21 protein-coding genes are annotated in these 21,648 nt (G+C 61.3%); 13 read left to right on the top strand and 8 right to left on the bottom strand.

The annotated features are described in order from the left end of the window. Positions 1-18: 18 nt before the first annotated feature. The gene (locus tag M2397_RS19995; RefSeq protein ID WP_167655874.1) at positions 19-969 is read right to left on the bottom strand and encodes a choline sulfate utilization transcriptional regulator; all 951 of its coding nucleotides are present in this window, start codon (positions 967-969) and stop codon (positions 19-21) included. A gap of 103 nt (positions 970-1,072) precedes the next feature. On the opposite strand from M2397_RS19995, the gene betC reads away from it, so the two are divergent. The 3 genes from betC (at position 1,073) to M2397_RS19980 (ending at position 5,245) form a co-directional block, all read left to right on the top strand. Next, the gene (gene betC, locus M2397_RS19990) at positions 1,073-2,587 is read left to right on the top strand and encodes a choline-sulfatase (RefSeq protein ID WP_145338366.1); all 1,515 of its coding nucleotides are present in this window, start codon (positions 1,073-1,075) and stop codon (positions 2,585-2,587) included. Positions 2,588-2,602: 15 nt separating this feature from the next. Beyond that, the gene (gene choX / locus M2397_RS19985) at positions 2,603-3,517 is read left to right on the top strand and encodes a choline ABC transporter substrate-binding protein (RefSeq protein WP_053127397.1); all 915 of its coding nucleotides are present in this window, start codon (positions 2,603-2,605) and stop codon (positions 3,515-3,517) included. Between the two features lie 159 nt (positions 3,518-3,676). Beyond that, complete coding sequence (locus tag M2397_RS19980) at positions 3,677-5,245, top strand: SulP family inorganic anion transporter (RefSeq protein ID WP_167655877.1); 1,569 nt, start codon at positions 3,677-3,679, stop codon at positions 5,243-5,245. On the opposite strand, the gene aroE is transcribed toward M2397_RS19980, so the two are convergent. Both aroE and hemF read right to left on the bottom strand, forming a co-directional pair. Then, complete coding sequence (gene aroE, locus M2397_RS19975; RefSeq protein ID WP_184745277.1) at positions 5,246-6,067, bottom strand: shikimate dehydrogenase; 822 nt, start codon at positions 6,065-6,067, stop codon at positions 5,246-5,248. Continuing rightward, a complete protein-coding gene (hemF, locus tag M2397_RS19970; RefSeq protein ID WP_053127403.1) occupies positions 6,067-6,999 on the bottom strand; it encodes an oxygen-dependent coproporphyrinogen oxidase in 933 nt (310 codons plus the stop codon). Before hemF ends, aroE begins: the two co-directional genes overlap by 1 nt. A gap of 160 nt (positions 7,000-7,159) precedes the next feature. Between hemF and M2397_RS19965 the strand changes: the two genes are divergently transcribed. Beyond that, on the top strand, positions 7,160-8,137 hold the full coding sequence (locus tag M2397_RS19965) for a quinone oxidoreductase (protein WP_184745275.1): 978 nt from the start codon (positions 7,160-7,162) through the stop codon (positions 8,135-8,137). Between the two features lie 102 nt (positions 8,138-8,239). On the opposite strand, the gene M2397_RS19960 is transcribed toward M2397_RS19965, so the two are convergent. The 3 genes from M2397_RS19960 to M2397_RS19950 all read right to left on the bottom strand — a co-directional run bounded on the left by M2397_RS19960 (position 8,240) and on the right by M2397_RS19950 (position 10,816). Then, the gene (locus M2397_RS19960) at positions 8,240-8,797 is read right to left on the bottom strand and encodes an L-threonylcarbamoyladenylate synthase (RefSeq protein ID WP_027608149.1); all 558 of its coding nucleotides are present in this window, start codon (positions 8,795-8,797) and stop codon (positions 8,240-8,242) included. 75 nt (positions 8,798-8,872) lie between these two features. Then, positions 8,873-9,976, bottom strand: coding sequence for a DNA-processing protein DprA (dprA, locus tag M2397_RS19955; RefSeq protein ID WP_184745273.1), 1,104 nt, complete (start codon positions 9,974-9,976; stop codon positions 8,873-8,875). 63 nt (positions 9,977-10,039) lie between these two features. After that, positions 10,040-10,816 (bottom strand): peptidoglycan-binding protein, encoded by a 777-nt coding sequence (locus tag M2397_RS19950; protein ID WP_184745271.1) that lies wholly within the window; start codon positions 10,814-10,816, stop codon positions 10,040-10,042. Between the two features lie 136 nt (positions 10,817-10,952). On the opposite strand from M2397_RS19950, the gene def reads away from it, so the two are divergent. The 5 genes from def (at position 10,953) to M2397_RS19925 (ending at position 15,515) form a co-directional block, all read left to right on the top strand. After that, positions 10,953-11,459 (top strand): peptide deformylase, encoded by a 507-nt coding sequence (gene def, locus M2397_RS19945; RefSeq protein WP_053127413.1) that lies wholly within the window; start codon positions 10,953-10,955, stop codon positions 11,457-11,459. 69 nt (positions 11,460-11,528) lie between these two features. Continuing rightward, on the top strand, positions 11,529-12,482 hold the full coding sequence (gene fmt / locus M2397_RS19940) for a methionyl-tRNA formyltransferase (RefSeq protein WP_131699617.1): 954 nt from the start codon (positions 11,529-11,531) through the stop codon (positions 12,480-12,482). Further along, positions 12,479-13,789 carry a 16S rRNA (cytosine(967)-C(5))-methyltransferase RsmB gene (rsmB, locus tag M2397_RS19935; protein ID WP_131699618.1) on the top strand — a complete coding sequence of 437 codons (1,311 nt, stop codon included), beginning with the start codon at positions 12,479-12,481 and terminating at the stop codon, positions 13,787-13,789. Before fmt ends, rsmB begins: the two co-directional genes overlap by 4 nt. Before the next feature lie 22 nt (positions 13,790-13,811). Continuing rightward, positions 13,812-15,185, top strand: coding sequence for a Trk system potassium transporter TrkA (gene trkA, locus M2397_RS19930; RefSeq protein ID WP_131699619.1), 1,374 nt, complete (start codon positions 13,812-13,814; stop codon positions 15,183-15,185). An 18-nt stretch (positions 15,186-15,203) separates the two neighbouring features. Then, entirely contained in the window at positions 15,204-15,515 is a 312-nt protein-coding gene (locus M2397_RS19925; RefSeq protein ID WP_131699620.1) for a lipopolysaccharide assembly protein LapB, read from the top strand. Between the two features lie 123 nt (positions 15,516-15,638). On the opposite strand, the gene M2397_RS19920 is transcribed toward M2397_RS19925, so the two are convergent. Further along, positions 15,639-16,526, bottom strand: a complete 888-nt coding sequence (locus tag M2397_RS19920; protein WP_131699621.1) for a lysophospholipid acyltransferase — start codon at positions 16,524-16,526, stop codon at positions 15,639-15,641. A 40-nt stretch (positions 16,527-16,566) separates the two neighbouring features. Further along, positions 16,567-17,124, bottom strand: coding sequence for a DNA-3-methyladenine glycosylase I (locus tag M2397_RS19915; protein ID WP_145338372.1), 558 nt, complete (start codon positions 17,122-17,124; stop codon positions 16,567-16,569). Positions 17,125-17,205: 81 nt separating this feature from the next. On the opposite strand from M2397_RS19915, the gene glyQ reads away from it, so the two are divergent. The 4 genes from glyQ (at position 17,206) to M2397_RS19895 (ending at position 21,602) form a co-directional block, all read left to right on the top strand. Further along, entirely contained in the window at positions 17,206-18,159 is a 954-nt protein-coding gene (gene glyQ, locus M2397_RS19910; RefSeq protein ID WP_003187265.1) for a glycine--tRNA ligase subunit alpha, read from the top strand. Then, entirely contained in the window at positions 18,156-20,210 is a 2,055-nt protein-coding gene (gene glyS / locus M2397_RS19905) for a glycine--tRNA ligase subunit beta (protein WP_131699623.1), read from the top strand. The genes glyQ and glyS overlap by 4 nt, the downstream gene beginning before the upstream one ends. After that, complete coding sequence (gene gmhB / locus M2397_RS19900; RefSeq protein ID WP_178116801.1) at positions 20,210-20,749, top strand: D-glycero-beta-D-manno-heptose 1,7-bisphosphate 7-phosphatase; 540 nt, start codon at positions 20,210-20,212, stop codon at positions 20,747-20,749. The genes glyS and gmhB overlap by 1 nt, the downstream gene beginning before the upstream one ends. A gap of 82 nt (positions 20,750-20,831) precedes the next feature. Continuing rightward, complete coding sequence (locus M2397_RS19895) at positions 20,832-21,602, top strand: 1-acyl-sn-glycerol-3-phosphate acyltransferase (RefSeq protein WP_131699624.1); 771 nt, start codon at positions 20,832-20,834, stop codon at positions 21,600-21,602. The last annotated feature ends 46 nt before the right edge of the window (positions 21,603-21,648 follow it).

Here is a 21,648-nt window from a genome sequence, read left to right as displayed (position 1 = left end):
TCCAATGTGCGGCAAATCCTAGACCGCAATCGACGGCAGGGCCAGTCCGGTCAGGGACTGCGCGCTGCTGGCCTGTTCTGCCTGCAACCAGTCGACGAAACGTTCGACCAACTGCCCACGCCGCTTGCGCTGGGGCTGCACCACGTAATAGCCAAAGCGCGAAACCACCGTGTTGCCGATCGGTCGGCACAACCAATTCTGTTCCAGCAGGTTATCCACCAAATGGCGCCAGCCGATCGCCACCCCTTGGCCGGCAATCGCTGCCTGGATCAATAAGGTGTAGTTGTCGAATCGCAGCTGGCCGGGCGTGGGCGCGGCGGTGATGCCCAGTTCGCGGAATACGCCGCTCCAGTCGAACCACTGGTTGTTGTTTTCCTGGCGCAGGTGCAGCAAAGGAACGTCGTGCAAGTTCTGCAGGGTCAGCGGCGTGGCCTGGTCCTTGAGCCACTGCGGGCTGCACACCGGAAACACTTCCTCGTTGAACAGCCAAAGGCTGTCGCCCTGCTTGAAACGGCCATCGCCAAACAGCACCGCCACATCGATATCGCTGCGCAAGGTGGCGTGGTTGCGCTCGCTGGTCACCAGGCTCACGTCCACCTGCGGGTTGGCGGCGTGGAAGCGATGCAGGCGCGGCATCAGCCAGTAGGCAGCGAACGCAAAGTCTGTGGCCACTTGCAGCACTTCGTGCTGGTCCTGCTGGGTAATCACACTGAGGCCCTGGTTGATGCTCTGCAAACCGCCTTGCACATGCTCGAACAGCAGGGCGCCGGCGTCGGTCAGTTCGATGCCCCGATAGATGCGGTCAAACAGGCGGATCGCCAGTTGTTCTTCCAGGCGCTTGATCTGCTGGCTGATGGCCGGCTGAGTGGTGCCCAGCTCCATCGCTGCTGCGGTAAAGCTGCGATGGCGCGCGGCCGCCTCGAACGCACGCAGCAGGTCGAGGGACAGGTCTCCAAGGGCTTCATACATAAGCTGTGCTTATCCTAGACATTGCTCGTCATGGGCTTTACCCCATTTTTCATGGGCTGCATGCTCATTCGCATAAACACCGCCTATGGAATGCCGAAGACCTATGAAGCGCAAGAACATTCTTTTCATCATGGCCGATCAAATGGCCGCGCCGATGCTTCCGTTCTACGGACCTTCCCCTATCAAGCTGCCGAATTTGAGTCGCCTCGCCGAACAGGGCGTGGTGTTCGACGCGGCCTATTGCAACAGCCCGCTGTGTGCACCGTCACGCTTCACCCTGGTCAGCGGCCAATTGCCGAGCAAGATCGGCGCCTACGACAACGCGGCGGATTTCCCTGCCGATGTGCCGACCTATGCCCACTACCTGCGGCGCCTCGGTTATCGCACCGCGCTGTCGGGCAAGATGCACTTCTGCGGCCCCGACCAACTGCACGGCTATGAAGAACGCCTGACCAGCGACATCTATCCCGCTGACTATGGCTGGGCGGTGAACTGGGATGAGCCGGACGTACGCCCCACCTGGTACCACAACATGTCCTCGGTGCTGCAAGCCGGCCCGTGCGTGCGTACCAACCAGCTGGATTTCGACGAAGAGGTTGTGTTCAAGGCCCAGCAATACCTGTTCGACCACATCCGCGAAGACGGCGACCAGCCGTTCTGCCTGACCGTGTCGATGACCCATCCCCACGACCCGTACACCATTCCCAAGCCGTTCTGGGACCTGTACGACGATAACGACATCCCTTTGCCTGCAACGCCGAACCAGGAAGATCTCGACCCGCATTCCCAGCGTCTGCTCAAGGTCTATGACCTGTGGGACAAGCCGCTGCCTGTGGATAAAATCCGCGACGCCCGCCGCGCCTACTTCGGCGCGTGCAGCTACATCGACAGCAATGTCGGCAAGCTGCTGCAAACCCTGGAAGACACCGGCCTGGCCGACGACACCATCATCATCTTCTCCGGCGACCACGGCGACATGCTCGGCGAGCGCGGCCTCTGGTACAAAATGCACTGGTTTGAAATGGCCGCCCGCGTGCCGCTGCTGGTCAGTGCCCCGGGGCAATTTGCGCCGGGCCGGGTGACCAAGGCCGTGTCCACCGCCGACCTGCTGCCCACCCTGGTGGAACTGGCCGGCGGCGAGCTGGACCCGCGCCTGCCGCTGGACGGCCGCTCGCTGGTCCCGCACTTGCAAGGGCAGGGCGGGCACGACGAAGTCTTTGGCGAATACATGGCCGAAGGCACCATCAGCCCACTGATGATGATTCGCCGCGGCGCCTGCAAATTCATCTACAGCGAAGACGACCCTTGTCTACTGTTCGATGTGCACAACGACCCGCACGAGCGGGAAGACCTTAGCCAGTCACCGGAACACCGGCCACTGTTCGAGGCGTTTTTGAATGAAGCGCGGGCCAAATGGGACATCCCGGCGATCCACCAGCAGGTGCTCGCCAGCCAACGCCGTCGTCGCCTGGTGTTCGAGGCGCTGACCGAAGGCAAGCTGAAGAGCTGGGATCACCAGCCACTGGTAGACGCCAGTCAGCAATACATGCGCAACCATATCGACCTCGACGACCTGGAGCGCAAGGCACGTTATCCACAACCCTGCCAAAACCAATAACACTGAGGGAAGGCCATGCAAAAGTTAACTGCGGTAGTGGGCATGTTAGTGCTGAGTAGCGCCAATGCGTATGCGGACACCAGCTGTGACACGGTAAAGATGGCCGACCCAGGCTGGAGCGATATCGCCGCCACCAATGCCATCACCGGGTTTCTGCTCAACGGCATGGGCTACAAGGCCAAGGTCGACACCCTGGCGGTGCCGATTACCTTCGGCGGGCTCAAGGACGGCCAGGTGGATGTGTTCCTGGGTAACTGGATGCCGGCGCAGCAAGGTTTCTACGACAAGTTCGTGGCCAACGGCGATGTGGTGCAACTGGCGAAGAACCTCGACGGCACCGAGTTCACCCTCGCCGTGCCGGATTATGTCTGGGATGCCGGGGTGCATGACTTTGCCGACCTGAACAAATTTGCCGACAAGTTCGACAAGAAGATCTACGGCATCGGCTCGGGCGCGCCGGCGAATATCTCGCTGCAGGAGATCATCAAGAAGAATGACTTCGACCTCGGCCAGTGGAAGCTGATCGAATCCAGTGAACAGGCGATGCTGGCGGAAGTATCACGGGCGGTGAAGAAGCAGAAATTCGTCACCTTCCTCGGCTGGACACCGCACCCGATGAACGTGCAGTTGAAAATGCACTACCTCAAAGGCGGCGAGAAATACTTTGGTGACACCGGCAGCGTGTATACCTTGACCCGTAAAGGTTATGCACAGGCCTGCCCCAACGTAGGCAAGCTGCTGACCAACCTGAGTTTCACCCAGGAGATGGAGAACAGCATCATGGCTGAGGTGGTCAACAAAAAAGTCAGCAATGCCGAGGCGGCGAAGGCGTGGATCAAGGCGAACCCAGCGGTGCTGGATAAATGGCTGGACGGCGTGAAAACCGTGGATGGCAAGGACGCGTTGCCGGCAGTAAAAGCCAAACTCTAGGGCCTTGCGCTATTCCAATGTGGGAGGGGGCTTGCTCCCGATAGCGGAGTGCCAGTCAGAGAGATTTAGACGGGTCCACCTATATCGGGAGCAAGCCCCCTCCCACAAGGACCCGTGTGTACTGATACCCTGAGTCAAACCTTTTCAGCCGAGTTATAAATGCCCCGGCCCAACCGCCATACACTCTTCCCCTTCCTCAGTTGGCTTGCGCGCCAGACGCGCGCCAGCGTCGGCCGGGACGCGCTGGTCGGCCTCAGCGGCGCCGTGCTCGCGCTGCCCCAATCGATTGCCTACGCGCTGATCGCCGGTCTCCCACCAGAGTACGGTCTGTACGCCGCGATCATCCCGGTGCTGATCGCGTGCCTGTGGGGTTCATCCTGGCACCTGATCTGTGGCCCCACGGCGGCGATTTCCATCGTGCTGTACGCCAGCGTCAGCCCATTGGCTGTGCCGGGGTCTCAGGACTACATCACCCTGATCCTGTTGCTGACATTCCTGGCCGGGGTGTTCCAGTGGCTGCTGGGCATGCTGCGCTTTGGCGCGCTGGTGAACTTCGTCTCGCATTCGGTGGTGCTGGGTTTCACCTTGGGCGCCGCCGTGGTGATTGCCCTGGGGCAGCTGCCTAATCTGCTGGGCCTGGATTTACCGAGCCAGGCCACAGCGATCAATAGCCTGCTGGCGCTGATCGACCACGCTGGCGAGTGGGACCACGCATCCCTTGCCCTTGGGCTCGGTACTTTGCTGGTGGGCGCACTGCTCAAATACCTTGTGCCTCGCTGGCCAACGCTGCTGATCGCCCTGGGCTTGGGCAGCCTGGCAGCCTGGCTGTGGCCGGGGGCGTTCGGGCATGTGGCGCTGGTCAGTTCGTTTATCGGCAAGCTGCCGCCGTTCAGCCCGTTGCCGCTGGATCTGGACATGATCCTGCGCCTGCTGCCCAGCGCCGTTGCGGTGGGCATGCTCGGGCTGGTGACCAGCCTGTCGATTGCGCGTTCGCTGTCGGCACGCTCGCAACAATTGCTTGATGCCAACCAGGAAGTTCGTGCGCAGGGTTTATCCAACATCGTTGGCGGATTTTTCTCCGGGTATCTGTCGGCAGGGTCCTTCACCCGCTCCGGCCTCAGCTATGAGGCAGGCGCCTGTTCGCCGCTGGCAGGGGTGTTTTCCGCATTATGGGTGGCCTTATTTGCGCTGTTTGGCGCCGCACTGATCGCGCATATTCCCATCCCGAGCATGGCCGCCAGCATCTTGCTGATTTCCTGGGGCCTGGTGGATCGGCGGGGTATTCGTGCGTTGTTCCGCGTGAGCCGTGCAGAATTCGTGGTGATGAGCCTGACCTGTGTCGCCACCTTGCTGCTTGAGTTGCAAACGGCGATTTATGCGGGCGTGTTGGCGTCGTTGTTTTTCTACCTCAAGCGCACCTCACAGCCACGGGTTCAACAATGGCGTGATGGAGAAGAGGATGTGCTGCGGGTGGGCGGGTCGATCTTCTTTGGCGCCAGCCATTACCTGCAAGTGCGCCTGCAAAGCTTGCAGGGTGAGCGGGTGGTGATCGAGGCGCAGCAGATCAACTTTATCGACTATTCCGGGGTGGAGATGCTGCACCAGGAGGCGCGTCGCCTTAGGGGGCTGGGCCGTAGCCTGACATTGCGCCGAGCCAGGCCGCAGGTGGTGGACGAGTTGAAAAAACTGGAGGGGGCCGATAAATGCCCCATCCAGTTTGAAGATTGATTACTGCGCCAACTGCCGGCGCAGTTCAGCCAACACCGGCGCCGAATCCGGGCGCACACCGCGCCACAGGAAGAACGCTTCAGCCGCTTGCTCCACCAGCATGCCCAGGCCATCCATCGCCACGGCTGCGCCTTGCTCACTGGCCCAACGGCAGAACGCAGTCGGTTCCTTGGCGTACATCATGTCGTAGCAAAACGTGTTGCCCGGTTCGATCAGGCTGCCGGCAATCGGCGGTACATCACCTGATAGGCTGGCGGACGTGGCATTGATGATCACGTCCACCGGCTCACGCAGCCAGTCGAAACCACTGGCAGACACCGGGCCCAGGTCGTCGAACAACTCGGCGAGCAATTCGGCTTTTTCCACGGTGCGGTTGGCGATGATCAACGAAGCGGGCCGTTCAGCCAGCAACGGCTCCAACGCGCCCCTTACCGCGCCACCCGCGCCCAGCAACAGGATGCGTTTGCCTTGCAGATTCAAGCCGGCGTTTACCGTCAGGTCACGTACCAGGCCGGCGCCGTCGGTGTTGTCGCCGAGCAACGTGCCGTCAGCCAGTTTGCTCAACGTATTCACCGCCCCGGCACGCTGGGCGCGTTCGGTGAGGCTGTTGGCCAGGCGGTAGGCGTCTTCCTTGAACGGCACGGTAACGTTGGCACCTCGGCCCTGTTGGAAAAACTCACGGGCACAGCCGGTGAAATCCTCCAGGGGCGCGAGCAAGGTGCTGTAGTCCAGTTGCTCGCCGGTCTGCTCAGCGAACATACGGTGAATCAGCGGCGACTTGCTGTGGCCGATAGGGTTGCCGAACACCACATAACGATCCATCAGACAGCCGCCTTGGGCGCGGCGACGCCCAGCCAGTCGCGGTCTTGCAGGAAGTAGTCGGTGAGGCGCGCTTCTTCGCTGCCGGCCTCGGCTTTCCAGTCGTAGCTCCAGCGCACTTGGGGCGGCAGCGACATCAGGATCGACTCGGTACGGCCGCCCGATTGCAGGCCGAACAAAGTGCCACGGTCATAGACCAGGTTGAATTCCACGTAACGGCCACGACGGAATTCCTGGAACTGGCGTTGCTGTTCGGTATAAGCGCTGGCTTTGCGGCGTTGCACAATCGGCAGGTAGGCGTCGATGTAGGCATCGCCGATGGCGCGGATAAACGCGAAGCAGGTGTCGAAGTCCCACTCGTTCAAGTCATCGAAGAACAGGCCGCCGATGCCACGGGGCTCGTTGCGGTGCTTGATGTGGAAGTAGGTATCGCACCAGGCCTTGTAGCGCGAGTAAACGTCCGGGCCAAAGGGCGCGCAGGCCTGCTCGGCCACGCGGTGCCAGTGAATGCAGTCTTCTTCGTTGCCGTAGTAGGGCGTGAGGTCGAAGCCGCCACCGAACCACCACACCGGCTCTTCGCCTTCTTTTTCGGCGATGAAAAAACGCACGTTGGCGTGGGACGTCGGCACGTGCGGGTTGTGCGGATGAATCACCAGCGACACGCCCAGGGCTTCAAAGCCGCGACCGGCCAGTTCAGGGCGATGCGCACTGGCTGACGGAGGAAGGCCGCTGCCGAATACGTGGGAAAAGTTAACGCCGCCCTTTTCGATGACCGAACCGTTTTCGATCACACGGGTGCGACCGCCACCGCCGGCAGGCCGGGTCCAGGCGTCTTCGATAAAGCGAGTGTCCGTCTCGAAGGTTTCCAGGGCGCTGCAAATGCGGTCTTGCAGGTCGAGCAGGTAGGCCTTTACAGCCTCGGTGCGGGTAGTCATGGCATCACCTTGAATCGGGCAAAGCTACGCGAGGCCGTGGGGCGTCGGCGGCAAATGGGCGCACAGGATACCACTGCACTCCATGTCGCCACAGTTGACGAAGATCAAGCTTAGGAGTCCGATAGGGAGCTACGCGAGATCGACCCAAGGAGATGTGCAGATGGCCAAACGTATCCAGTTCAGCGCCCATGGCGGCCCCGACGTACTTGAATATGTGGACTACACACCGGCAGAGCCGGGCCCGCAGCAGGTTCGAGTGCGTAACGAGGCGATTGGCCTGAACTTCATCGATACCTATTTCCGCAGCGGCCTTTACGCGCCGCCGGCCCTGCCATCAGGGTTGGGCGCAGAAGGCGCCGGCGTGGTTGATGCGGTGGGCAGCGAAGTCACGCAATTTAAAGTCGGTGACCGCGTGGCCTACGGCAGTGGCCCACTCGGGGCCTACAGCGAATTGCACGTGCTGCCCGCCGCCAACCTGGTGCACCTGCCGGACGACATCAGCTTCGAACAAGCCGCCGGTGCCATGCTCAAGGGCCTCACCGTGCAATACCTGCTGCGCCAGACCTATGAGCTGAAAGCTGGCGAGACCATCCTGTTCCACGCCGCTGCTGGTGGCGTGGGCTCCCTGGCCTGCCAATGGGCCAAGGCACTGGGCGTGAAGCTGATCGGCACCGTCAGCTCGCCAGAGAAAGCCGCCCTGGCCAAATCCCTCGGCGCGTGGGAAACCATCGACTACAGCAAGGAAAACGTCGCACAACGCGTGCTGGAATTGACCGACGGCAAAAAGGTGCCCGTGGTGTACGACGGTGTCGGCAAGGACACCTGGCTGACCTCATTGGACAGCGCGGCACCACGTGGTCTGGTGGTGAGCTTCGGCAATGCTTCGGGCGCGGTGGATGGGGTGAACCTGGGGATACTCGCGGCCAAAGGCTCGCTGTACGTAACACGGCCGACCCTGGCGACCTACGCCAACAACCCGGCGAACTTGCAGATGATGGCGGATGATCTGTTTTCGATGATCAAGAGCGGCAAGGTGCGCATTGATATCAACCAGCGGTATTCGCTGGCAGACGCGGCGAAGGCACAGACGGAGTTGTCGGGGCGGCGTACCACTGGGTCGACAATTCTGTTGCCTTGAGGGAATCTTCGGGGGCAAGCGCCTCCCACATTTGACCGTGTTGTCATGACGGACGCGGTTCAATGTGGGAGGTCGCTTGCCCGCGATGGATGCGACGCGGTCTCAGGAAGGCCGCACCACCTCACCCGTTGCCAAATCACGAATCAGGCTCGGGTTCTTGCGCCCACCCAAGGCACCACCCAAAACCAAATCCACCTGCCCGCGGAAATACTGCTCCACACGAATCCGCGTGCGTGCCGCCGGGCGGCCCTGGGGGTTGGCTGAGGTAGAAATCAACGGTCCCACCAGCGCGCACAAATCCCGCACCAGTGGATGATCGCTCACCCGCAGCGCCACCGTGTCGTGCACACCGGTGACCCATTCCGGCAACAAATCCTGATGCGGTACCAGCCAGGTATTCGGCCCAGGCCAGGTGCTGGCCATACGTTCGATCCAGGTATCCGGGAAGTCTTCGAACAGAAAGTCGAACTGGCGAATATTGTCTGCCACCAGGATCAGGCCCTTGTCCACTGAACGGTTCTTGATCGCCAGCAGCCGATCCACCGCCTCTTCGTTCCAAGGATCACAGCCCAAGCCCCAGACCGCTTCGGTTGGATAGGCAATCACCGCGCCTGCGCGAATTTCTCGTGCGGCTTCCAGCACACGCCACCTGTTGACCATTGTTTACTCTCCGGACTAAAGCTCTGGGCAGTTTACCGATCTTCTTTACAAAACCTAGTTCCAAAAAACCGGCCGCTACAAAAGCTGGTGACGCGCAAGCCAGCGCCCGCTTTCGCAGATCACCTGGCCTTCAAGCTCCAACTCCGTGAGGGTCGCCAGCACCTGGGCCAACGAGCGCCCGCTGGCAATCGCCAGGGCTTCGCTGGTATGGGGTGCCGCGTGCAACAGCGCCACCAAAGGATGTATGACGGGCATCGGCGCCGGGCGCGACAATGCCTGCCAGCCACGCAAACCTTCGAGGATGTGTTCAATGGTCTCCACCAGCATCGCGCCATCACGGATCAACTGGTGACAGCCCTTGGCTCCGGGATGATGGATGGAGCCCGGGATCGCATACACCTCTCGCCCTTGCTCGGCCGCAAGCTTGGCAGTGATCAGCGAGCCGCTGGCCATGCTGGCTTCCACCACCAGCACGCCCAGGGATAGGCCGCTGATGATGCGGTTGCGCCGAGGAAAGTTACCGGCCTGGGGCGCGGCGTCCAGCGGAAACTCAGAAACCACGGCGCTGCCCTGGGCAATCATCGCCGCCGCAAGCCGCCGATGGCGCTGTGGATAAAGATTTTCCAGGCCCGTGCCGAGTACACCGATTGTATGCCCCCCCACATCCAACGCTGCTTGATGGGCCGCACCGTCGATACCCAGCGCAAGGCCACTGGTGATGACAAAACCGGCGCTCGCCAGGCTGCGGGAAAATGCAGCGGCCGTGTCCATGCCGGGGCGGGACGCACGGCGGCTGCCGACCATCGCCAGTTGCGGTTTTTCCAGGATCCCGGGGTCGCCGGTGACGAATAAAAGTGGCGGGGCGTCGTCTATCTGGGCGAGCAGTGCCGGGTACTCAGGTTGGTCCCACATCAGCAAATGCTGGCCCTGACGCTCCAACCATGCCAATGCCTCACTGGCACCGTCGCGAATTTCATGGCTACGTCGGGCATCGGCGCTGATGGGCGGCAATCCCAGAGAACGCCAGGCACTGGCAGGGGCACTGATGGCCTTTGAGGCACTACCGAACGCTTCGATTAACAACCTAAAACGCTTCGGGCCTACTTCCGGCAGCCTGTGCAAGCGTAGGCGGGCTTCCAGTTCTGAAGGGGAAATTTCACTGCTGCTTATCGGAAACATCTGATCATCCTTGACCGGAACAAGCTGTGGATAACTCTGTTGGTAACTTATTTAGCAGGCTATTTATTGCGCTGGAGGGGCAGTCTCGAAACGGTCCGTTATCGCCAGTGCGCGCGAGGCACTGAGGACCAGGCCGTAGCTGAGCTTTTCGTAGGTGCGAAACACCAGCAGGGTGCCGGCACGCTCATCGGGAAGCTTCACCGGAGCGCCAGTGAGGGTGTCGCGTACGGTGCCGCCGGTTTTGATAACGCTCAGCAACTGGCCTTCGACCAGCCCCTCGCGACGACCTTTATTCAGGATCACGGCGTCCAGTACGCCGATATGGGTGACGCCTTTGGGAACGTCGATGATGTGTCCTTCTATAAAAGACACGGGCTTCGACCGTTCTACGCGGTCCAGTGCGACAGGCGGTTGAGCACGGAGCAAACGGTCGCCGGGGCGTACTTCCTGGGTCACGCGCTGCAGGGCCAGGGTGCTCAGGTCGCCAGCCGTCACAAACCGTGCGGTGCCGATGTCGTCGGCGTTGATCCCCAACAGCTCCCGGGTTTGCGGATCGGTGTAGACCTTGCCTCGGCGAAAGATCCCGTAGCTTGGCTGGGCCGGGTCCAACACGCCCCTGGCGTATACACGCTCACCCTGGGCGCCCAATACCCGACCTGCATCCGCCGCGACGACGTAGGGCGCGTTGTCCAAGTCCATGGGAGTATCGAGAATGCGATTGTGTAACAAGAAACGTTGAATGGCCTGTTGCGTCGCTTGATCCAGCCGCGGGCCGGGTTGTGGAAGCAGGGCCATGGCGAACGGGGCCCATAGCAGCAAGACGAGTAGCGATTTCCTCATGGGGTGAATCTCCTTTATTATGTGCGTTCGCGTGAAATGCCACAGCCTTCGCGGCTTTCGGGCGTTTCACACCGGCCGTATGGGTCCATTCCCACCGCCGATTTGCCTCTACCTCACATGTGCAGCAATTACGCTTATGGCTATTTTGAACATCCTCGAATTCCCCGACTCGCGCCTGCGCACAATCGCCAAGCCGGTGGCCGTAGTGGACGACAAGGTTCGTCAGCTGGTCGATGACATGTTTGAAACAATGTATGAAGCCCCGGGTATTGGCCTCGCCGCGACCCAGGTCAACGTGCATCAGCGCGTCGTGGTCATGGACCTGTCGGAAGATCGCAGCGAACCACGGGTGTACATCAACCCCGAGTTCGAACCGCTGACCGACGAGATGGGCGAATACCAGGAAGGTTGCCTGTCGGTGCCGGAGTTCTACGAGAACGTCGAACGGCCATTGCGCGTGAAGATCAAGGCCCTGGACCGCGACGGCAAGCCGTTCGAACTGATCGCCGAAGGCCTGCTGGCCGTGTGCATCCAGCACGAATGCGACCACCTCAACGGCAAGCTGTTTGTCGATTACCTGTCCACGCTCAAACGCGACCGGATCAAGAAGAAGCTGGAAAAAAAGCATCGCCAGCAAGCTTGATGCCCTCCTTCCAAAGGCTTGCTGCGGCAAGCCTTTTTCTTTTGTGACTGCTTTTAACCGAGACTTCCCATGACCGAGCCATTGCGCATTGTTTTTGCCGGCACGCCTGAATTTGCCGCCGAACACCTCAAGGCCCTGCTTGCCAGCCCTTATGACATCGTCGCGGTGTACACCCAGCCGGACCGCCCGGCCGGTCGCGGGCAAAAACTAATGCCGAGCCCGGTCAAGCAGTTGGCGCTGGAACACAACATCCCCGTGCTGCAACCGCCGACCCTGCGCAACGCCGAGGCCCAGGCTGAACTGGCGGCGCTGCAACCGGACCTGCTGGTGGTGGTGGCCTACGGTTTGATCCTGCCCCAGGTCGTGCTGGATATTCCCCGCCTGGGTTGTATCAACAGCCACGCCTCACTGCTGCCACGCTGGCGCGGTGCAGCGCCGATCCAACGTGCCGTGGAGGCAGGCGACAGCGAAAGCGGCGTGACCGTGATGCGCATGGAGGCGGGTTTGGACACCGGCCCGATGCTGCTCAAAGTCACCACCCCGATCACGGGCGCAGACACGGGTGGCAGCCTGCACGACCGCCTCGCCGAGATGGGCCCGCCCGCCGTGATTCAGGCCATTGCCGGTCTCGCTGCCGGAACCCTGCACGGTGAGGTGCAGGACGACAACCTGGCCACCTACGCCCACAAGCTGAACAAGGACGAAGCCCGCATCGACTGGAGCCGCCCGGCGGTGGAGCTGGAACGCCTGGTGCGTGCCTTCAACCCGTGGCCGATCTGCCACAGCGCCCTCAATGGCGAAGCCTTGAAAGTGTTGGCCGCGACCTTGGCCGACGGCAAAGGCGCACCCGGTGAAATCATCGGCGCCAGCAAGGACGGCCTGCTGGTCGCTTGCGGCGAACAGGCGCTGTGCCTGACCCGTCTGCAATTGCCCGGTGGCAAAGCGCTTAATTTCAGCGATTTGTACAACAGTCGACGTGAGAAATTTTCCCTGGGCACGATCCTCGGGGTGGCAGCCCAATGAACCCACGTCTGGCCGCCGCCAAGGCTCTGGCCGCCGTACTCAACGGCAAGGCTTCGCTGAACAGTTCGCTGCCCATGCAGTTGGACAAGGTCGAAGACCGCGATCGCGGTTTCACCCAAGACCTGGCCTTCGGCACCGCCCGCTGGCAACCACGGTTGTCGGCACTGGCAGCCAAGCTGCTGCAAAAGCCGTTTAAGGCGGCCGATGCTGATGTCGAGGCGCTGCTGCTGGTCGGTCTCTATCAACTGCTCTACACCCGCGTGCCGGCCCACGCCGCCATCGGTGAAACCGTCGGTTGCGCCGACAAGCTGAAAAAGCCCTGGGCCAAGGCCCTGCTCAACGCGGTACTGCGCCGCGCCCAGCGCGAAAGCGAAGCACTGCTGGCCGAGTTGGAACATGACCCGGTGGTGCGCACCGCTCACCCGCGCTGGCTGCAAAAATCCCTGAAGGCCTTCTGGCCCGAGCAATGGGAAGCCATTTGCGCGGCCAACAATGCGCACCCGCCGATGATCCTGCGGGTCAATCGTCGCCATCACAGCCGTGATGCGTATCTGCAATTGCTGACGAACGCAGGTATCAACGCCACGCCATGCGTGTACAGCACCGACGGCATCGTGCTGGAAGCGGCCACCGACGTGCGCAGCCTGCCGGGCTTCGCCGAAGGCTGGATCAGTGTGCAGGACGAAGCCGCGCAACTGGCCGCCGACCTGCTAGACCTGGCTCCCGGTCAGCGTGTACTGGACGCCTGCTGTGCTCCGGGCGGTAAGACGTGTCATATCCTCGAAGTTGAAAAGGACCTGGCCGGTGTAGTGGCTGTCGATCTGGAAGCCAAGCGCCTGGTACGCGTACGGGAGAACCTCGCACGCCTGGGCCTCAGCGCCGAGCTGATCGCCGCCGACGGCCGCGACACCGACAGCTGGTGGGACGGCAAACCGTTCCAACGCATCCTGCTCGACGCGCCGTGTTCCGCCACCGGTGTGATCCGCCGTCACCCGGACATCAAGCTCACCCGCCAACCCGACGACATCGCCGCCCTGGCGGTGCTGCAAGGTGAACTGCTCGACGCACTGTGGCCGACCCTCGAAGTCGGCGGCATCCTGCTTTACGCCACCTGCTCCACCATGCCGACCGAAAACACCGAAGTCATCCAAGCCTTCCTCGCCCGCACCAGCGGCGCGCGGGAACTGGACCTCGCCACGGCCGCCGGTATCAAGCAGCCCCATGGCCGCCAGTTACTTGCGCAGGAAAGCGGGCATGATGGTTTCTACTACGCCAAACTGATCAAGATCGCCGCCGCGCGCGGCTGAACGGGTTTAAGGGAGTGACCGGATGAAAATCATCATCCTTGGAGCAGGGCAGGTTGGCGGCACACTGGCCGAACATTTGGCCGGTGAAGCCAATGACATCACCGTGGTCGACACCGATGCCGAGCGCCTGCGCAACCTGGGCGACCGCCTGGACATCCGCACTGTGCAAGGGCGTGCATCGTTTCCTACCGTGCTGCGTCAGGCGGGCGCCGACGATGCCGACATGCTGGTTGCCGTTACCAACAGCGATGAGACCAATATGGTCGCGTGCCAGGTGGCCCATACCCTGTTCCACACCCCGACCAAAATCGCCCGGGTGCGTGAAGCCGCCTACCTGACCCGCGCCGGGCTGTTTGATAACGACGCTATTCCGGTTGACGTGTTGATCAGCCCGGAACAAGTGGTGACCCATTACATCAAGCGCCTGATCGAAATTCCGGGCGCCTTGCAGGTGATCGACTTCGCTGGCGGCAAGGCGCAGTTGGTGGCTGTGAAGGCCTATTACGGTGGGCCGCTGGTGGGTCAGCAGTTGCGTCAACTGCGTGAACACATGCCGAATGTGGAAACCCGCGTAGCCGCGATTTTTCGGCGTGACCGGCCGATCCTGCCCCAGGGCGATACGGTGATCGAGGCCGATGACGAAGTATTCTTCATCGCTGCCAAAGCGAATATTCGTGCCGTCATGAGTGAAATGCGTCGGCTCGATGAGAACTACAAACGCATCGTCATCGCCGGCGGCGGACAGATTGGCGAGCGCCTGGCCGAAGCGATCGAGAGTCGTTACCAGGTGAAGATCATCGAGATGAGCCCGGCACGCTGCCGGCATTTGTCCGACACCCTGGACAGCACTGTCGTACTGCAAGGCAGCGCCTCGGACCGCGACCTGCTGATGGAAGAAAACATCGCCGACGCCGACATCTTCCTGGCCCTGACCAACGATGACGAGGCCAACATCATGTCGTCGCTGCTGGCCAAGCGGCTGGGGGCGAAGAAGGTGATGACCATCATCAACAACCCGGCCTATGTCGACCTGATCCAGGGCGGCGATATCGACATCGCCATCAGCCCGCAGCTGGCCACCATCGGTACCTTGCTCGCCCACGTGCGCCGGGGCGATATCGTCAGCGTGCACTCCCTGCGCCGGGGGGCGGCGGAGGCCATCGAGGCGATTGCCCACGGTGATTCGAAATCGAGCAAAGTGATCGGCAAGGCCATCCGCGATATAGGCCTGCCGCCGGGCACCACCATTGGCGCAATTATTCGTGATGAGGAAGTGATCATCGCCCACGACGACACGGTGATCGCCACGGGTGACCACGTGATCCTGTTCCTGGTGGATAAAAAACATATCCGCGATGTGGAGAAGTTGTTCCACGTGGGATTGAGCTTTTTCTGATCAACCGGAGTGACCGACATGCTCGAATCCCTGGAAAAAATGCTCGCCAAGGGGGTGGATAACTCGCTGCTGCGCTTTGGGCTGGGCAAGGGTTATCTGGACTTGAAGGACAATACCAAGGCGGCGGAGCATCTAGGCAAGTGCGTCGAGTTCGATCCGAAGTATTCGGCGGCGTGGAAGTTGTTGGGCAAGGCGCAGTTGGGTCAGGGTGATAGCGCCGCAGCGCGACAGGCGTGGGAGAAGGGCATCGAAGCGGCCCAGGCCCATGGCGACAAGCAGGCCGAGAAAGAGATGACGGTGTTCCTGAAGAAACTCGACCGCCAAAGCTAAGCAGATCGAAAATATGGGAGGGGGCTTGCTCCCGATAGCGGCGGTTCAGTCAAATATGCATTGGCTGACACACTGCTATCGGGGCAAGCCCCCTCCCACATTTGGTTTGGTATTGGCTCTGGGTCAATACCACCGCTCTTCACCCGGCGGGCGTTTCTTGAAGCGCTTCATGCTCCACATGTACTGGCTCGGGTAAGCGCCGACGTAGCGCTCCACCACCTTGCTCATCGCCGCGCAGGAGGTGGCGGTGTCGGTGCTGTACATGTCTTCCGGCGCCGCTTCCAGGATCACTTTGTAGCCCGAACCGTCCGGCAGCCGCAGTGCGTGCAGGAACACCCCCACGGCCTTGTGGCCGGCGAGCATGTTCGGCACGAACTTGCTGGTGAGCGCCTGGGTGGCGAAGAACGGCACGAAGATCCCCGCGGATTCGGCCGGCTCCGGGTCGGCCGGAATACCCACCTGGCCGCCTTTGCGCACTTCCTTGATCACACTGAGGATGCCTTCCTTGGTGGACGCCGCCACGCGGTTACCCAGTTGTACGCGCTGCTTGCGCAGCAACTCATCCACCGCCTTGAGCTTGGGCGGGCGGTAAAAAATGATCGGTTTGCACTGGCTGCAATAGAAGTGGTTCAACACCTCCCAATTGCCCAGGTGGCTGGTGATGCCGACTACACCTTTGCCCGAGGCCAGAGCTTCGTGCAGCACCTCAAGGCCTTCGACTTCGCGCACCAGGTCGATGGAACGCTGGGCCGGCCAGATCCAGGCGCAGGCGCTTTCGGTCAGGGACTTGCCGATGTCCTTCAGGCTCTGGCCGACCAGGCGCTCGCGCGCGGCGGGGTCCATGTCGGGGAAGCATTTTGAGAGGTTGATCCGCACCGTTTCACGGGAGCGGTTGGGGGTTTTCCACATGACCCAGCCGATGGCCGAACCCACGGCTTGCACCGCGCGCCATGGCAGCAGGGCAAACAACCGAAGAGCGCCTACCAGCAAGGCGCCTTTAAACTTTTCCACAGGTCACTCCTGATCGTGTGTGGTGCGCAAAGCCGCCATTCTAACCGGCGTTGGCCAAGTCCGCGTAACGGTCGCAGTCCTGAGTGTGGTCCATGACCATGCCCGAGGCCTGCATGAACGCGTAACAGATGGTAGGGCCGACAAAGGTGAAGCCGGCTTTCTTGAGTGCTTTGCTCATGGCTTCAGCCTCCGGCGTAATCGCCGGGACTTCGCTGCGATCCTTGAAGTGATTGACCTTGGGCACGCCGCCGACAAACGACCAGAGCAACCCCACCGGATCTTCAAGCGCCAGCCAGGCCGCAGCGTTGCGCCGGGTGGCGTTGAGCTTGAGGCGGTTACGCACAATGCCTGGGTCGAGCATCAGTGCTTCGATCTCGGCATCGGTCAGCTGTGCCAAACGCCGGGCATCAAAACCAAACAAGACCTTTCGATAATGCTCGCGTTTGCGTAAAACGGTGATCCAGGACAGGCCCGCCTGGAACCCTTCGAGCAAAAGCAACTCGAACAAACCCTGCGCATCGCGCAGCGGCGTTCCCCACTCCTGATCGTGATAAGCCATGTACAGCGGATCTTCAGAACACCAAAAGCAGCGTGGCATAAGGCTCCAGGGGATGGTGGCGCGGCCGAATCGGGTATACTCCCGCTCTTTAAATCGCAGCCCAAGTAACAGGTGAATTTCGTGAGCCAGCCTACGCCAGCCGTGCGTACCTTCCAAGACTTGATCCTCGCCCTCCAGCAATACTGGGCCGAGCAAGGTTGTGTGGTACTTCAGCCCTACGATATGGAAGTAGGCGCCGGCACTTTCCACACCGCTACATTCCTGCGGGCCATCGGCCCGGAAACCTGGAACGCCGCTTACGTGCAGCCCAGTCGTCGACCGACTGACGGCCGCTACGGCGAAAACCCGAACCGTCTGCAGCACTACTATCAATTCCAGGTAGTCCTGAAGCCGAACCCGGACAACTTCCAGGAACTGTACCTGGGCTCGCTCAAGCACGTGGGCCTCGACCCACTGGTGCACGACATCCGTTTCGTCGAAGACAACTGGGAATCCCCAACCCTGGGCGCCTGGGGCCTGGGCTGGGAAGTCTGGCTCAACGGCATGGAAGTGACGCAATTCACTTACTTCCAGCAGGCCGGCGGCATCGAGTGCTACCCGGTGACCGGCGAGATCACCTACGGTCTTGAACGCCTGGCCATGTACCTGCAGGGCGTGGATTCGGTCTACGACCTGGTGTGGGCTGACGGCCCGTTCGGCAAAGTGACTTATGGCGATGTGTTCCACCAGAACGAAGTGGAGCAATCGACCTACAACTTCGAACACGCCAACGTCGACAAACTGTTCGAACTGTTCGACTTCTATGAAAGCGAAGCCAAGCGCCTGATCGAACTCGACCAGCCGCTGCCGTTGCCAAGCTATGAAATGGTGTTGAAGGCGTCCCATACCTTCAACCTGCTGGACGCCCGCCGTGCCATCTCGGTAACCGCGCGTCAGCAATACATCCTGCGTGTACGCACCCTGGCACGTTCCGTCGCCCAAGCCTACCTGCTGGCTCGCGCCAAGCTGGGCTTCCCGATGGCCACCCCGGACCTGCGTGATGAAGTGTTGGCTAAGCTGGAGGCTGCACAATGAGTGCTCAAGATTTCCTGGTTGAACTGGGCACCGAAGAGCTGCCACCCAAGGCACTCAATACCCTGGCCGATGCGTTCCTGGCCGGTATCGAAAAAGGCCTGCAGAGCGCCGGCCTGAAGTTTGAAGCGAAAAAAGTCTACGCCGCACCGCGCCGCCTGGCCGTGTTGCTGACCGCGCTGGAAACCCAGCAGCCGGACCGCAGCATCAACCTCGACGGCCCACCACGCCAGGCGGCTTTCGACGCCGAAGGCAACCCGACCCAAGCCGCACTGGGCTTCGCCAAGAAGTGTGGCGTCGAGCTGAGCGAGATCGACCAGAGCGGCCCGAAACTGCGTTTCAGCCAGGTCATCAAAGGCAAGCCGACCGCCAGCCTGTTGCCGACCCTCGTCGAAGACTCCCTGAACGATCTGCCGATCCCCAAGCGCATGCGCTGGGGCGCGCGCAAGGAAGAGTTCGTGCGCCCGACCCAGTGGCTGGTGATGCTGCTCGGTGACCAGGTCATCGACTGCACCATCCTCGCCCAGAAGGCTGGCCGTGATTCCCGCGGCCATCGCTTCCACCATCCAGAAGCGGTGCGCATCACTTCGCCGGCTAACTATGCCGCCGATCTGCGGGCTGCTTACGTGCTGGCCGATGCCAACGAGCGTCGCGAGCTGATCAGCAAGCGTACCGAAGAACTGGCCCGCCTGCAGGAAGGCACCGCCATCGTGCCGCCAAGCCTGCTCGATGAAGTGACCGCGCTGGTTGAATGGCCGGTGCCGCTGGTGTGCTCGTTCGAAGAGCGTTTCCTCGACGTGCCGCAGGAAGCACTGATCACCACCATGCAGGACAACCAGAAGTATTTCTGCCTGCTGGACGTGGACGGTAAGTTGCTGCCGCGCTTTATCACCGTGGCCAACATCGACAGCAAGGACCCGCAGCAGATCATCGCCGGTAACGAGAAAGTCGTTCGCCCGCGCCTGACTGACGCCGAGTTCTTCTTCAAGCAAGACAAGAAGCAGAAGCTGGAAGACTTCAACCTGCGCCTGCAGAACGTGGTGTTCCAGGAAAAACTCGGCAGCGTCTACGACAAGGCTGTGCGCGTTTCCAAGCTGGCGGCCTACATTGCCCCACGTATTGGCGGTGATGCCGCCTGGGCTGCGCGTGCAGGCTTGCTGTCCAAGTGCGACCTGGCCACCGAGATGGTCGGCGAGTTCCCAGAGATGCAGGGCGTCGCCGGTTACTACTACGCCCTCAACGATGGCGAGGCGGACGATGTCGCGCTGGCGCTGAACGAGCAGTACATGCCGCGTGGCGCCGGCGCCGAGCTGCCGACCACCCTGACCGGTGCGGCCGTGGCCATTGCCGACAAGCTGGATACCCTGGTCGGTATCTTCGGTATCGGCATGCTGCCCACCGGTAGCAAAGACCCGTATGCCCTGCGTCGTGCGGCCCTGGGCGTGCTGCGTATCCTGATCGACAAGAAGCTGGACCTCGACCTGACCCAGGCCGTGGTGTTCGCGGTCGGCCAGTTCGGTGGCAAGGTCAAGCAAGCCGGCCTGGCCGAGCAAGTGTTGGAGTTCGTGTTCGACCGCCTGCGTGCGCGTTATGAAGACGAAGGCGTGGACGTTTCCGTCTACCTGTCGGTACGTGCCCTGCAACCGGGTTCGGCGCTGGACTTCGATCAGCGCGTACAAGCCGTACAGGCCTTCCGCAAGCTGCCGGAAGCCGATGCCCTGGCCGCCGTGAACAAGCGAGTGTCGAACCTGCTGAGCAAGGCCGAAGGCCTGGGCAACGCCGATGTCGACCCTGGCCTGTTTGCCGACGCCAAGGAGTTCTCGCTGAACTCGGCCATTGCCAAGGCAGAGAATGCGGTGAAGCCGCTGATCGCCGAACGCAATTACGCCGAAGCCTTGGCACGCCTGGCTACCTTGCGTGAGCCGGTGGATGCGTTCTTCGAAGCGGTGATGATCAATGCCGAAGATGCCGGCGTGCGGAAAAACCGCTACGCCATGCTGGCGCGTCTGCGTGGCTTGTTCGTCAACATCGCTGACATTTCGACGCTGAGCTGATCATGTTGAAACTGCTGATTCTCGATCGGGACGGGGTGATCAACTACGACTCCGACGCTTACATCAAGTCGGTGGCGGAATGGATTCCACTGCCCGGTTCGATCGAGGCCATCGCGCAGTTGAGCAAAGCCGGCTGGACGGTGGCCATCGCCACCAACCAGTCCGGTATCGCCCGTGGCTATTACGACATCGCCACCCTGGACGCCATGCACGCGCGCTTGCGCACGCTGGTGGCGGAGCAGGGCGGTGAGGTGGGGCTGGTGGTTTACTGCCCTCACGGGCCGGATGAGGGCTGCGATTGCCGCAAACCCAAACCCGGCATGTTGAAAACCATTGCAGAACATTACAAGGTGCCTTTAGCTGGGATATGGTTCGTCGGGGACAGCCTCGGTGACCTGGAGGCGGCCAAAGCCGTCGACTCTCAGCCAGTTTTGGTAAAGACCGGGAAAGGCGAAAAGACCCAGGCGAAAAACCTGCCGGTAGGCACCTTGATTTTTGACGATCTGGCGGCGGTTGCCGCAGAACTTATCAACAACTAGCCGCCCTCGACTTCCTGGCCAAGGACTGTTCGGGAGTGCGCTTTTAACAGGCGGGCCATGTCCCGCAACGGTAAATGCCGCCATGTCGATTTTGCAGGCCATCAGAACCTTTTTCTTTTACCTGCTGTTGGGCACCAGTTCGTTTCTCTGGTGCACCCTGAGCTTTTTTATTGCGCCGTTCCTGCCGTTCAAGGCGCGCTATCGCTTTATCAACGTCTATTGGTGCCGCTGCGCGTTGTGGCTGACCAAGGTGTTCCTGAACATTCGTTTCGAGATCAAGGGCGCTGAAAACGTACCGGACCAGCCGTGCGTGATTCTGTCGAATCACCAGAGCACTTGGGAGACCTTCTTCCTCTCGGCTTACTTCTCGCCCTTGAGCCAGGTGCTCAAGCGTGAGCTGCTGTACGTGCCGTTCTTCGGCTGGGCCATGGCCATGTTGCGCCCGATCGCTATCGACCGTGACAACCCCAAGGCGGCGCTCAAGCATGTCGCCAAGAAGGGCGATGAGCTGCTCAAGGACGGCGTGTGGGTGCTGATCTTTCCGGAAGGTACACGAGTCCCCTTTGGGACCGTAGGCAAGTTCTCCCGTGGAGGTACGGCATTGGCGGTCAACGCCAACCTGCCGGTGCTGCCGATTGCGCATAACGCCGGCAGGTTCTGGCCGAAGACAGGTTGGGCAAAACGCGCAGGCACTATCACTGTGGTGATAGGCGAGCCAATGTACGCAGAAGGGGAAGGCCCACGCGCGATTGCCGCGCTGAATGACCGTGCCCAGGCATGGAATGAAGCGCAGCAGCGGGCCATGGGCTCTCTGCCGCCGGAGCCGATTGTGGTGGAGACGCCGGTGGTATGAGTATCTGTGGATAACCTGTGCACGGTTTGTTGGCGAATTGGCTTTT

The sequence above is a fragment of the Pseudomonas sp. BIGb0381 genome, assembly GCF_024809815.1.
In the GTDB taxonomy this organism is placed as follows: domain Bacteria; phylum Pseudomonadota; class Gammaproteobacteria; order Pseudomonadales; family Pseudomonadaceae; genus Aquipseudomonas.
The sequence above is the reverse complement of the archived record's forward strand: the minus strand, read 5'-3'. Positions and strand labels throughout refer to the sequence as shown.